This is a genomic window from Rhodococcus sp. P4_C10 (genome assembly GCF_056402135.1).
In genome coordinates this window covers 1-11,862 of record NZ_JBFUHZ010000026.1, presented here as the reverse complement: position 1 = coordinate 11,862, position 11,862 = coordinate 1, and the positions used below count along the sequence as shown (strand labels likewise).

General features: G+C 70.4%; 13 protein-coding genes. 2 read left to right on the top strand and 11 right to left on the bottom strand.

Features of this window, described 5'->3' with window-relative positions; genetic code table 11:
• Positions 1-11: 11 nt before the first annotated feature.
• Positions 12-845, bottom strand: a complete 834-nt coding sequence (locus AC1DWC_RS17435; RefSeq protein ID WP_477843300.1) for an alpha/beta hydrolase family protein — start codon at positions 843-845, stop codon at positions 12-14.
• Between the two features lie 46 nt (positions 846-891).
• Between AC1DWC_RS17435 and AC1DWC_RS17430 the strand changes: the two genes are divergently transcribed.
• Positions 892-2,004 (top strand): N-formylglutamate amidohydrolase, encoded by a 1,113-nt coding sequence (locus tag AC1DWC_RS17430; protein WP_477910010.1) that lies wholly within the window; start codon positions 892-894, stop codon positions 2,002-2,004.
• 20 nt (positions 2,005-2,024) lie between these two features.
• On the opposite strand, the gene AC1DWC_RS17425 is transcribed toward AC1DWC_RS17430, so the two are convergent.
• From AC1DWC_RS17425 to AC1DWC_RS17385, 9 genes are all read right to left on the bottom strand, one after another.
• Positions 2,025-3,359: an anaerobic C4-dicarboxylate transporter family protein gene (locus AC1DWC_RS17425; RefSeq protein ID WP_477910008.1), complete on the bottom strand. Its 1,335-nt coding sequence runs from the start codon at positions 3,357-3,359 to the stop codon at positions 2,025-2,027.
• Between the two features lie 183 nt (positions 3,360-3,542).
• Positions 3,543-4,247, bottom strand: a complete 705-nt coding sequence (locus AC1DWC_RS17420) for a TetR/AcrR family transcriptional regulator (RefSeq protein WP_477910006.1) — start codon at positions 4,245-4,247, stop codon at positions 3,543-3,545.
• Positions 4,248-4,372: 125 nt separating this feature from the next.
• Positions 4,373-5,416 (bottom strand): alpha/beta hydrolase, encoded by a 1,044-nt coding sequence (locus AC1DWC_RS17415; protein ID WP_477910004.1) that lies wholly within the window; start codon positions 5,414-5,416, stop codon positions 4,373-4,375.
• A gap of 132 nt (positions 5,417-5,548) precedes the next feature.
• Positions 5,549-7,174 (bottom strand): chaperonin GroEL, encoded by a 1,626-nt coding sequence (groL, locus tag AC1DWC_RS17410; protein ID WP_072842496.1) that lies wholly within the window; start codon positions 7,172-7,174, stop codon positions 5,549-5,551.
• A gap of 245 nt (positions 7,175-7,419) precedes the next feature.
• Entirely contained in the window at positions 7,420-7,890 is a 471-nt protein-coding gene (locus tag AC1DWC_RS17405; RefSeq protein WP_072842809.1) for a DUF6764 family protein, read from the bottom strand.
• 201 nt (positions 7,891-8,091) lie between these two features.
• Positions 8,092-8,883 (bottom strand): HAD-IIA family hydrolase, encoded by a 792-nt coding sequence (locus AC1DWC_RS17400; protein WP_477910002.1) that lies wholly within the window; start codon positions 8,881-8,883, stop codon positions 8,092-8,094.
• Between the two features lie 88 nt (positions 8,884-8,971).
• On the bottom strand, positions 8,972-9,976 hold the full coding sequence (locus AC1DWC_RS17395; RefSeq protein WP_477910000.1) for a DUF1648 domain-containing protein: 1,005 nt from the start codon (positions 9,974-9,976) through the stop codon (positions 8,972-8,974).
• Positions 9,973-10,320, bottom strand: coding sequence for a GntR family transcriptional regulator (locus tag AC1DWC_RS17390; RefSeq protein ID WP_072842494.1), 348 nt, complete (start codon positions 10,318-10,320; stop codon positions 9,973-9,975). The genes AC1DWC_RS17395 and AC1DWC_RS17390 overlap by 4 nt, the downstream gene beginning before the upstream one ends.
• Before the next feature lie 85 nt (positions 10,321-10,405).
• Complete coding sequence (locus tag AC1DWC_RS17385; RefSeq protein WP_477909998.1) at positions 10,406-10,585, bottom strand: hypothetical protein; 180 nt, start codon at positions 10,583-10,585, stop codon at positions 10,406-10,408.
• A 162-nt stretch (positions 10,586-10,747) separates the two neighbouring features.
• Here AC1DWC_RS17385 and AC1DWC_RS17380 point away from each other — a divergent pair, with 162 nt between their 5' ends.
• Complete coding sequence (locus tag AC1DWC_RS17380) at positions 10,748-11,218, top strand: SRPBCC family protein (protein ID WP_477909996.1); 471 nt, start codon at positions 10,748-10,750, stop codon at positions 11,216-11,218.
• Between the two features lie 3 nt (positions 11,219-11,221).
• Here AC1DWC_RS17380 and AC1DWC_RS17375 read toward each other — a convergent pair whose 3' ends face one another.
• On the bottom strand, positions 11,222-11,821 hold the full coding sequence (locus tag AC1DWC_RS17375) for an ankyrin repeat domain-containing protein (protein WP_477910124.1): 600 nt from the start codon (positions 11,819-11,821) through the stop codon (positions 11,222-11,224).
• Between the last annotated feature and the right edge of the window lie 41 nt (positions 11,822-11,862).

Below are 11,862 nucleotides of genomic sequence, written 5' to 3'. Positions count from 1 at the left end.
GTGGCTCGCGGTCAGGACCGGTCGTGCAGCCACTGTTCGATCCGGTCTACGGTGGTGTCCGGCTTGCGAATCCAGCCGTTGTGCCCCAACGGCTCGGGCTGGTGCCAGGTGGTGAGATCCGCCTTCGGCAGCTTGCGGACCAGGTTCGCGATCGCCGGTTTCGGTGCCAGGTCGTCGTCCTCGACGGAGATCGACAGCACCGGCAGCGCGAGTCGCGCGATGCGTTCCTCGTAGTCGATGTCCGCGCCCGCCGGTTCGATGACGCCGGTGCGGGCGAACCGCGACCAGTCCGAGACGAGCACCCGAGACTGCCTTCCGAATCCGCCGACGTCGAGCCGGTCCCCCGGCCAGAAGCCGGCGACGTTCGCGGTCACCGACATCGCCGCCGACCCGAGCAGCAGGCCCGCACCGCGGACCGGGCCGTGGCCGCGGTGGTACGGCGAGCCCGACGCCACCAGGATCAGCCCGCCCAGCTTGCCCCGCGCCCGCGCCGCGTACATCACCCCCAGCTGACCGCCCATGCTGTGTCCGAGCAGGTACGGCGTGCTGGCGGGGAACCGCTCGCGCACCACCTCGAAGGTCGCCGGGAAGTCCACCGACGCCAACTCCTGGTAGCCGTACCCGCTGTCCGGTCCGGGCCGCGGCCGGCTGTCGCCCTGGCCTCGCAGCTCACCGACGGCCGCGTTGAATCCGCGGTCCACCAGGGCCTGCGCCACCGGGTCGTAGAAGCCGCCCGGCACCCCGAGCCCGGGGAAGATCACCACCACCGGCGCCTCCTCACGGCCCGGGAAGAGCCGCACCGGGATCGTCGTACCGTCCGGAACCTGAATCGGAATGGTCTCCACGCGTCAATACTCTCCCCTCGGCGGCCCGGCCGATAGTGTTCCGCCCATGGCACCCGCTGATCCGCTGCTCCTGCCCGTCGGGACCAGGTACACGCCGGACGACCTGACCTTCTACGCCGACCCGGAGCGCCGCAGCCTCGACGACGCGCTGGCCGAGGCCGATCTGCTGGTCAGCTGCCCCCACTCGGGTGCCGCCATCCCGGCCGAGCTGTCCGAGTTCCTGGCGCCCGAGTTCACCCGCCGGCTGCAGTTCGACTTCTCCGACTGCTCGACCGCCCCGGTGGTGCGGCGGTGGGCTCAACTCGACCCGCGGATCGTGTACGTCGAGAACCCGCACCCGCGGATGTTGAGGGACCCGAACCGGGCCGAGCCGGCGGACCTCTACGAGACCCTGCGGGAGGCCTTCGCCCGGGTCCGCGCGGCCGGCGCCTGGAACAGGGTGGATCTGACCGGGGTGGACGCCATCCGGCCGGTCACTTTCTCCTTCTTCCCGCTGCTGCGCGAACCGGCCGACGACGCCGGACTGCGCCGACTGGCCGAGACGTTCGCCGAGGTCGCTGAGCGTGGGCTGGGCGTGTACGAGCGGACACGCGATCGCCTGGTCGACCGGATGGTCGAGCTCGCCTTCGACAAGGCCGGGCGCACCGGCGAGGCCGTCGAGTTCAACACGCTCTCCTTCCACGACACCATGAACCACACCACCACCCGCGACGGTGCGGTGAACGTCGAACGGGCCCCGGCGGACCGACTGCCGAACGTGGTGGCGCTGTCGAACCGCGGTGACCATGCGGGCGAGCCCCGCGGGGACAACCCGGTGAGCATGGACCCGGCCGCGCTGGGCGCACTGGCCGCGGCCCACCGCACGGGGTTCGCGGTGACCGAGCCGGACGCGGTCGCGCTGAACCAGCCGTACCTCGGCAGCCAGGAGATCATCTCCGCCGGTGCACGTCTGCGGGCGCTGGGCCCGCGGGCGGCGGCGGCCGGGGTGGTGCTCGGCGCGGTGCAGGCCGAGTTCCGGCGCGAGTTCCTGCTCGGCCCGGCACTGACCGCGCAGCTGCAGGCACCCGGGGTGGACTGGCCCGAGCCCGACCCCGAACGCGTCGACCGACTGGCGCGGGCCTGCCGGGCCAGCTGGGACGCCTACCGCGACCGCGGCTGACGAGCGTCACCACGCACCGCTCAGCCGAGCAGCAGCCCGATCAGCGAACCCGCGGTGATCGTGGTGACCGCGAGGACGAGCGTCGGCACGAAGAACGAGTGGTCGACCAGCTTGGTGCCGAGCTTGGTGCTGCCCGACTCGTCGAAGTTGGCGGCCGCGATCTGTGATCCGTTGGTGGGCAGCAGGTAGATACCGGCGAAGGCGCCGGCCCACATGCCGGTGAGCAGTCCTGGCGCAAGCCCCGCGGCCAGGCCGATGGGCACGATCGTCCGGGTGGCCGTCGACTGGCTGGTGGTGAGCACGCAGACCAGGAACACGCCGAGCGCGAAGATCCACGGCCACGCGTTGACCCAGTCACCCACGGTGCTGGTGATCAGCTCGATATGGGCGCTGATGAAGGTGTCGGTCAGCCAGGCCAGGCCGAAAAGGGCGATGGCCGAGACCATGCCGGCTTTGAACACCGACGAGGTGGGAACGTCGGCGACGTTCGGCCGGCTCACCAGCAGGATCAGGGTGCCGACGAGGAACATGATCATCTCGATGATCGGTGTCATGCCCATCGGCGATCCGTCGGCGGCCTCCGGACGAATTCCCTTGAACAGACCGAACACCACGATCGCGGCGACGCCGAGCAGGAAGATCAGTGCGGCGTTTCGGCCTGCCGTGGACGACTTGAGTTCCACCGTGCTCATGCCGCCGGACGGGGAAGCGATTGCGCCGGAGGCGATGCGCGCCTGGATCTCCGGGTCGTCCTCGATGTCCTTGCCGAGGCGGTTGACGACGATCGAGGACAGGACGATTCCGATGACCGCGGCGGGCAGCGTGATCATGATGATGTCGATCAGCTCGAAGTTGTACGGCGCCACGTCGGTGAGGGTCACCATGGCGGCCATTGCCGCGGAGACGGGACTACAGGCGAGCGCGACGCCGGTCGCGACCACCGACAGCGACAGCGGGCGGGACGGGCGGATCCCGTTGCGGTAGGACGCGTCGTAGATGACCGGCAGCAGCGGGTACAGGATGTTGGAGGTGCCGGCGCCGACCGAGAACAGGAACGAGACCAGCGGCGCGATCAGCGTGATCTGCTTGGGCCGCTTGGCAATCAGGTCCGCAGCGATCGTCACCATCCAGTCGATGCCACCGGCGACCTGCATCATCGACGATGCGAGGACCACGGACAGGATGATCAGCAGCGCGTCGACCGGCGGGCTGCCGACGTCCTCCCCGAACACGAACACCAGCACGGCGACGCCCGCGCCGCCCCAGAGTCCGAGCGCGACGCCGCTCGACCGGGTGCCCATGACGATGGCGCCGAGCACCACGATCAACTCCAGGACGATCTTCACCGAATCCACACGCAACCACCTTGCCTCGACGTCGGGCAGCGACCGTGCCGGCCTTACCCGCGGATGTGCGGGATGTTACGCATGCCTAGGGATTTTGCCGGGGAGTTGCGCCGCGACGCTCCGGGCCGGCCACGACGCTGGTGGGCGGGCCGGTCACGGGGCTGTGGGCGGGCTGGTCACGGGGTGAGCGGGTCAGTCACGGGGCGGAAAGCGCAGCGCGTTCGCCCACAGCCGGGTGGTCGCCGACACCAACGTCTCGAAGTCGAGGGGTTCGTCGTCGTCCTGCCCGTCGCCGAGCACGAGGACCCCGTAGGCGAGCCTGCTCACCATGCCGGAGAGGGCGCGCGAGGCGACCAACGGGTCGATGCCCGCGTCGGCGATCCCGCGGGCCTGCAGGTCCGCGATGCCGCGCGCGTTCCGTCGGACGAACGCCTCCGCCCGCCGGGTGCGGAACTTCCGGAACACCGGGTCCACGTGCGCCACCTGTTCGAGCAGCCCCATCAGCTTCGCGTTGCGCCGGTAGGCCTCGAGGTAGGCCCTGTTGCTCGCCTCGAGTACCGCGTACGGGTCGTCGGTGCCGTGCACCCGGCCCATGCCGGGATGCATCATGTCCTCCTGCGCCTCCGCGAGGACGGCCGCGAACACCTCCTCCTTGCTCGCGAAGTAGGTGTAGAAAGACCCGGTCGCGCAGCCGGCCTCCCGCGCGATGTCGGCGAGGCGGGTGTCGAGGTAGCCGTCGCGTTCGAAGACCGTCCGTGCGGCCGTCACGAGCGCGGCCCGGGTCTTCACGCCGCGCCTGGTGACCGGCGGGTCGCGGAGCAGCGCCGGTGGCGCCATCGACGGCGGGCGAGTGTCGTCCTCGTCGGGGGTGCCGTCGACGGACGGGGTGGAGTCCATCCCACAGGTATACCTGAATCCGGCGTCATATTTGAAACTTCGGTTCGCGGCCCCGACGACGAAGGCGCCGACCCCGCAGTGCGGGATCGGCGCCTTGTCGAACTCAGTGGCTCAGTGACTCGGTGTCACAGGCCGATCGTACGGGCCAGCATCGGCCAGGACTTGTGCAGGTCGTCCTGCCAGTAGCCCCACGAGTGGGTGCCGTTCGGGCGGAAGTCGACGACCGCCGGAATGCCGAGCTGGCCGAGACGCTTGGACAGGTTGTTGGTGCACAGCAGGGTCGCACCCTCGATGATGCCGCCGACGACGACCTGGTTGGCGAGACCCGTCATTCCGCCGGTCTTCTCGATGGTGTCGTGCGGGCCGGGCAGGCCGTTGCCGGTGGAGATGTACATCTCGATGCCGCGCAGCTTCTCCGCATTGACGACCGGGTCGTTCTCGACCCATGCCGCGCTGTCCTTGGGTCCCCACATGTTGTCGAGGTTGCCGCCGCCGCGCGAGTCGACGACCATGTCGATGTAGGCCTGGCCGGCCGGGGTGCTGGTCTCGGCGCAACCGCTGTAGGCCCCGACGCTCTTGTACAGCTTCGGTGCGGCGATGGCCAGGTTGAGCACCGAGGTGCCGGCCATGGAGATGCCCGCCAGCGAGTTCACGCCGTTGGTCTTGAGCCCGGCGTCGATGATGGGGGGCAGTTCCTGGGTGAGGAACGTCGTCCACTTGTTGTTACCGAGCTTGGGGTCGGTCTTCACCCAGTCGGTGTAGTAGCTGAACGCGCCACCGACGGGGGTGACCACGTTGACTTCCTTGTCCTTGAAGAAGTCGGCGATGTCGGTGCGCTTCTGCCAGGTCGCGCTGTCCTCGCCGCCGCCGGCACCGTTGAGCAGGTACAGGGTGGGGGCCGGCTTGGACGTGTCGACGGGGCGCTGGAGCTTGAGCGGGATGGTCTTGTCCATCGACTTCGAGTAGACGTAGGCAGTCTGCTGACGGCCGCTGCCCTCGATCCGGACGAGGTACGAGCCGTTGTCGGACTTCGCCGCGGCAGTCTCGGGCGAGGTGGCCGAGGTCGGCGCGGCCTGGGCGAGGCCGCCGCCAACGAGCGGCAGAATCGTCAGAGCGGCCACTGCGGCCGCGATCCGACCTGCTCGACCGGATCGTCCAAACTTGGGCATACGTCCCACCTTGACTGTCGACTTTTCGTTGAGTAGCTACTCGATAACTCTGTATACAGCACCAACGGTTCCCGCCGGGCCCGGGCAGCCTGCAGAACAGGCGGCCCGGGCCCCGGACGTGAGGGAACGGACTCAGAAGTCCATGCCGCCCATGCCACCGGTCGGGTCGCCCGCGGGCGCACCGGCCTTCTCGGGCTTGTCGGCGACAACGGCCTCGGTGGTCAGGAACAGGGCCGCGATGGACGCCGCGTTCTGCAGCGCCGAGCGGGTGACCTTGACCGGGTCGTTGATGCCGGCGGCGAGCAGGTCGCCGTACTCGTTGGTCGCGGCGTTGAGGCCGTGGCCGGCGGGCAGGTTGCGCACCTTCTCGGCGACAACACCGGGCTCGAGGCCCGCGTTGAACGCGATCTGCTTGAGCGGAGCCTCGAGCGCAACGCGCACGATGTTCGCGCCGGTGGCCTCATCGCCCTCGAGCTTGAGGTCGTCGAGAGCCGGAGCGGCCTGCAGCAGGGCCACGCCGCCGCCGGCGACGATGCCCTCCTCGACGGCAGCCTTGGCGTTACGCACGGCATCTTCGATGCGGTGCTTGCGCTCCTTGAGCTCGACCTCGGTCGCGGCTCCGGCCTTGATCACTGCAACGCCACCGGCCAGCTTGGCCAGGCGCTCCTGCAGCTTCTCGCGGTCGTAGTCCGAGTCCGACGCCTCGATCTCGGCGCGGATCTGGTTGACGCGACCGGCGATGGCGTCGGCGTCGCCGGCACCCTCGACGATGGTGGTCTCGTCCTTGGTGATGACGACCTTGCGGGCCTGGCCGAGCAGCTCGAGTCCGGCGGTCTCCAGGGAGAGGCCGACCTCTTCGCTGATGACCTCGCCACCCGTGAGGATGGCGATGTCGGCGAGCTGCGCCTTGCGGCGGTCACCGAAGCCGGGGGCCTTGACGGCCACGGACTTGAAGGTGCCACGGATCTTGTTGACCACCAGCGTGGACAGGGCTTCGCCCTCGACGTCCTCGGCGATGATGACCAACGGCTTGCCGGACTGGATGACCTTCTCCAGCAGCGGCAGCAGGTCCTTGACGGTGGAGATCTTGGAGCTCACGAGCAGGATGTACGCGTCCTCGAGGACGGCTTCCTGACGCTCTGCATCGGTGGCGAAGTACGCCGAGATGTAGCCCTTGTCGAAGCGCATGCCCTCGGTGAGCTCGAGCTGCAGGCCGAAGGTGTTGGACTCCTCGACCGTGATGACGCCTTCCTTGCCGACCTTGTCCATGGCCTCGGCGATGAGCTCACCGATGGACGAGTCGCCTGCGGAGATACCAGCGGTAGCAGCGATCTGCTCCTTGGTGTCGATCTCCTTGGCGGTGTCGAGCAGGCGGACGGTGACGGCCTCGACGGCCTTCTCGATGCCGCGCTTGAGGCCGAGCGGGTTGGCGCCCGCGGCAACGTTGCGCAGACCCTCACGGACGAGAGCCTGGGCGAGCACGGTGGCGGTGGTGGTGCCGTCGCCAGCGACGTCGTCCGTCTTCTTGGCGACCTCCTTGACGAGCTCGGCGCCGATCTTCTCGTAGGGATCGTCGAGCTCGATCTCCTTGGCGATGGACACACCGTCGTTGGTGATCGTGGGGGCACCCCACTTCTTCTCGAGCACGACATTGCGACCCTTGGGGCCCAACGTCACCTTGACAGCGTCGGCGAGGGCGTTGAGGCCTCGCTCGAGACCGCGACGGGCCTCTTCGTCGAACGCGATGATCTTTGCCATTGCGAAGTGATCCTCCGGATTGGGGTGACACACAAGGCGACCGCTCGTCGGGTCGTCTCATTTCACGCAGGGCGATGTCTGCGCAGTGGCCAGGCTCGGTGCCCGCGACGGACGACCAGGGGTGTCGATGGATCCCAGTCTCACCGTCCCGACCTGGCACTCACGTGTCGCGAGTGCCAAGTGCATTTTTAGCACTCGGGGGTGGCGAGTGCAAGGTCGCGGGCACCGAGCCGGCGACGCCGGGACTAGCGCATCGCGCAGGCCGCACCAGTGTTCAGGTTGATCGCGAAGGAGAGCGGACCCACGCAGTTGACCCCGTCTGCCTGGGCGGTGGCTCCGCTGCCCCAGCCGGCGAGGGCGACGGTGGTCTGCCCGTTCTCCGCGTGCGCACGCGAGATGCCGCCGCCGATGGAGTACGCGTAGGACTGCCCGGCGCCCTTCGACCCGGCCAGCGCGACGCCGAAGCCGGTGGCGAACGTGGTCGCCGAACCCCCGTCGGACACGCTGACCGCGGTACCGCTGTCGGTCGCACCGGAGTTGGCGATCCCGGTGCCGGTGGCGGTGGCGCCGCAACTCGCGTCGCCGATCACCCGGATGTCGTTCGCGGACGGCGGCGACACGCAGTTGACCTGCGCGGCGGACGCGACGCCCGAACCGGCGACGACGACACCTCCCACGATCGCGGCCCCGACCGCCATCGACGCTCCGGCCCGCATGACGAGGGAACGGAACAGGGAACGGTTGCGGAACGAAGTCGGCACGGATCTCCTTCAGAAGTGTTCGGTCGTTACGCCGGCGCTCCGGCACACGTGGGCGACGGTACCCAAACTTTCCGCGCGCCGGGTATCGATTTCGTTGCGGTTTGCGGCGGACCCGCAAGGCCGGCCGCGCACGTCGCGTCCGGGCACGCGATCCCGTCAGCCGGCCAGCTCGTCCAGCAGCGCGGGCAGGTCCGCCACCGAGTCGAGGATGTGGTCCGGGGCGGCGGGCGCGGCCTCGAGAACCGCGGGCCGGAACTTGCCGGTCCGCACCAGGATTCCGGTCAGTCCGGCGGACTGCGCGGCCAGCACGTCGCTGCGCAGGTCGTCGCCGATCATCACGGTGCGCCCGACCTCGCTGCCCGTCAACTCGGCGGCCGCGACGAACCCGGCCGCCTCCGGCTTGCCGACCACCGTCACGGCCGCGCCGCCTGCCGCCTCCAGCCCGGGCAGGTAGGCGCCGGTGTCGATGCGCAGGCCGTCGTCCGTCGCCCAGGTCAGGCCACCCTGCATCGCGACCACCGGGACCCCGTCCTGCATCAGCTCCACCACCCGGCTCAGGGTGCGGTGGTCGAACTCCGGTCCGGCACCGCCGAGCACCACCACCTCGGGGCGCCGGTCGTCGAGTTCGATGTCGGCCAGGTCCGCGGCGATGTCGCCGTGGTTGACGAGCAGGCAGCGCGCCCCGGGATGGGTGCGGCGCAGGTACTGCGCGGTGAGCGCGGCCGCGGTGACGATCTCCTCGTCGCGCACCGCCAGACCGCAGTCCCGCAGCGCGCGGGCGATCTCCGCCCGGGTGCGGGAGGTGGTGTTGGTGAGGAAGGCGCGTCCGAGCCCGCGGTCCCGGACCGCGTCCAGCGCCGCGGCGGCGCCGGCGAGCGGCCGCCACGAGGTGACCAGCACCCCGTCGATGTCGAACAGCACGCCCTCGAGTTCCCCGTTGCCGGTCATCGCGACACCCCTTCCGACGCCCGGTTCCACCATGTCCCCCGCGCCCGGGTCCGGCAAGCGGCGGACGACGCCTCGCCGGCCGCGGGCGTCAGTGCGAGACGCGCCCCTGCGCGGCCAGTGCGTTGAGCACCGCCGCCGCCTGGTCGGCGCCGTCGACCGTCACCGTGAACCGGGAGCCGTCGCCGCGGGTCACCCGCAGCGCCGCGCCCGGCCGCACGATCAGCCCGGTGCCGGCGGGACCGACGCGGTAGCCGAAGCCGCCGTACCTGTTGATCAGGCCCACCCGGACGGCCTCCGCCTCGGCGACCTCCGCCAGCGGGATCCGGATCCGCCTGACCGCGACCGGGGACCGGGCCTGCAGCCCGTGGGCGTCGACGACCACCCGCACCGGGGCGAGCAGCAGTGCCGTCGACAACGCGGCCAGGGCCACCAGGCCGAGCACCAGCCACATCGAACCGGCCGAGAAGCCCGCGACGACCAGCACCACGGCCATCGGCACCAGCACCGCCACGACGGCCAGCCACCAGGGCATGACGGCCGAGCCGGACCAACTGACCTGTTCGGTGTCGCCCAAGGGAATTCGTGGCGCGTCGACCGGCGGCGGCGCGACGGCCGCGGCCGCACGAGGCCCGGGCATCGCCGCGTAACCGGCACCCGCGGCGGCCAGCCCGACGACCGCGGCCAGCAGCATCGCGCCGAGGCCCGCCGAAGCCTGCGCGGCATCGGTGAGCCCACGCTGAGGCAGGACGGTCGACGCGGCCAGTGCGGCGACGAAGCCGCCGACCCCGGCGCCGAGCGTGACCGCGACCCGAGCCGTGCGCTCGTCCCGCCGGGTGATCGCGAGCTGGATGACGACGAGCAGCGCGGCGACCGCCACCCCGAGCAGCGGGGCCCACCGGACCGTGTCGAGCGCGGCGAAGCCGTCGGCCTTCAGATCGACGCCGAAGTGCACCGCGACCGGGTCGGGGAGCTCCCCCGCCGCCCCGGCGATCGCCGCGGACGCGCCCGCCGCGACGACGACGGGCGGCACCAGCGCCGCGGCCAGCGCGCGCGGCCACGAGACCCGCTGCGTGGCCGATGCCGATGTGGTCATGCCATCTCCTTGTCTACGAGCTCCATGAGTTCGGGTGCGCTCATCCCGTGCCGGCGCGCCTCGGCGACCAGTTCCCGGACCGCCTCCTGCAGCCGGCCCCGCGTGGCACCGGCGGCGACCACCGCGCCGCGTCCGCGCCTCAGGTCGATCAGGCCCTCGTCGCGCAGCAACTGGTACCCGCGCAGCACGGTGTGCACGTTGAGGTCCAGCGAGGCGGCGAGGTCCCGGGCGCCGGGCAGGCGTTCACCGGGAGCGGCGGAACCGTCGGCAATGGCACGACGGACACTGGCGGCCACCTGCTCGAAGAGCGGTGTGGCCGCGGACTGGTCTATGCGGATGAGCACGACAATCACACTATAGTTCTAGCCTTAATAGAACAACTTGGGCAGCCGCCGAGACTCCGGCCCCTCCCCGCACCACGGGGAGGGCTCAGAAGTGGCCGTGACTGATGGCGTCGATCTCGTGCGGGGTCAGCAGTCGCTCGAGTTTCTCGCTCGGCCAGGACTCGGGCCGGCCCTTCATCCGTGCCGACCGGAGGATCGGAACGGCCTGGTCGCGAGCATGTCGCCTGACGTCTGGGATCTTCACGACGATCACTCCGGTACGCATCGGGTGTGGCTTGACGTGGATACCCTGTTCATCGCCCGCCGTCCCCCCGGCATTACACGCTCCGCCCCGGACGCGCCGACGACCCTTGACGCATCGGCGAGATCGGGCAAGATATGCGTTACGCACAGTTTCACTAATTCGACGAAACCGGAGACAGAGCCAGTGACGAACACCCTCGAAGCCAGCATCGACATCGACGCCTCGCCCGCCGCGGTCTGGTCGGTGGTCTCGGACCTGAAGCGAATGGGCGAGTGGAGCCCCCAGTGCCGGATGATGCGGGTGTTCGGCGGCGAGGTCAGGCGGGGCACCAAGACGTTCAACGTCAACAAGAAGGGCCTGCTGGTGTGGCCGACCTCCTCGAAGGTCACCCGCTTCGAGCCGAACGAGGCCATCGCGTGGCGCGTCGTGGAGAACCACACCATCTGGACCTACGAGCTGACCCCCACGGAGAACGGCACCACCCTGACCGAGCGCCGCGAGGCCCCCACGGGCACCACCAAGATCTCGTCGTTCCTGGTCGACAAGATGATGGGCGGCACCGCCGGGTTCGAGCAGGACATGATCAAGGGCATGAACACCACCCTCACCCGGATCAAGTCCGAGGTCGAGTCGAAGGCCCCCGCCGCGCGCTGACCGTCAACGTCCCTCCCTCAGCAGCGCCGCGACGTCCTCCTGGCCGCGGCGCTGCGCGTGTTGCAGCGCGGTCCGGCCGTCCGCGTCCGCGATCGACCGGTCGGCGCCCGCCGCGAGCAACTGCCCGACCACGTCCTGGTAGCGAGCCGACCCGTCGCCGTAGACCACCGCCTCGAGCAGTGCGGTCCAGCCCGGCTCGTTGACATGGTCGACCGGGACGCCGGCGCGGATCAGGGCGCGCACCGTCTCGACGTGGCCGTGCTCGGCGGCCGGGATCAGCGCCGTGCCGCCGAACCTGTTGGTGTCGCTCACGTCGGCACCGTGCGCGAGGGTCAGCGCGAGGATCTCGTCGTGTCCCTCCGCGCCCGCGTAGAGGAACGCCGAGTCCTCCAGGTCGTCCTTGGCGTTCACGTCGGCGCCCGCGTCGACCAGCAGTCGAGCCGCGTCGACCGCGTCGGCCTTGGCCGCCGCCACCAGCGGCGTCCGGCCGCCCTCGTCCCGCGCCTCGCGGTCTGCGCCCTGCGCCAGCGCGGCGCCCACCGCGACCGCGTCGTCGGACCGGACGGCCGCGAACAGGTCCCGTTCCGACTCCGGGGTCGACAGGAGCGGCGCCGACGGGGCTGGCAGGGCCGACGGGGCGGGTG

What these genes read in the sequence shown, in the direction of transcription:
- AC1DWC_RS17430 (WP_477910010.1), top strand. Translation starts at nt 892, where the DNA reads ATGGCACCCGCTGATCCGCTGCTCCTGCCCGTCGGGACCAGGTACACG.
- AC1DWC_RS17420 (WP_477910006.1), bottom strand. Translation starts at nt 4,247, where the DNA reads ATGGACTCCACCCCGTCCGTCGACGGCACCCCCGACGAGGACGACACT.
- AC1DWC_RS17415 (WP_477910004.1), bottom strand. Translation starts at nt 5,416, where the DNA reads ATGCCCAAGTTTGGACGATCCGGTCGAGCAGGTCGGATCGCGGCCGCA.
- groL (WP_072842496.1), bottom strand. Translation starts at nt 7,174, where the DNA reads ATGGCAAAGATCATCGCGTTCGACGAAGAGGCCCGTCGCGGTCTCGAG.
- AC1DWC_RS17405 (WP_072842809.1), bottom strand. Translation starts at nt 7,890, where the DNA reads ATGCGGGCCGGAGCGTCGATGGCGGTCGGGGCCGCGATCGTGGGAGGT.
- AC1DWC_RS17400 (WP_477910002.1), bottom strand. Translation starts at nt 8,883, where the DNA reads ATGACCGGCAACGGGGAACTCGAGGGCGTGCTGTTCGACATCGACGGG.
- AC1DWC_RS17395 (WP_477910000.1), bottom strand. Translation starts at nt 9,976, where the DNA reads ATGACCACATCGGCATCGGCCACGCAGCGGGTCTCGTGGCCGCGCGCG.
- AC1DWC_RS17385 (WP_477909998.1), bottom strand. Translation starts at nt 10,585, where the DNA reads ATGCGTACCGGAGTGATCGTCGTGAAGATCCCAGACGTCAGGCGACAT.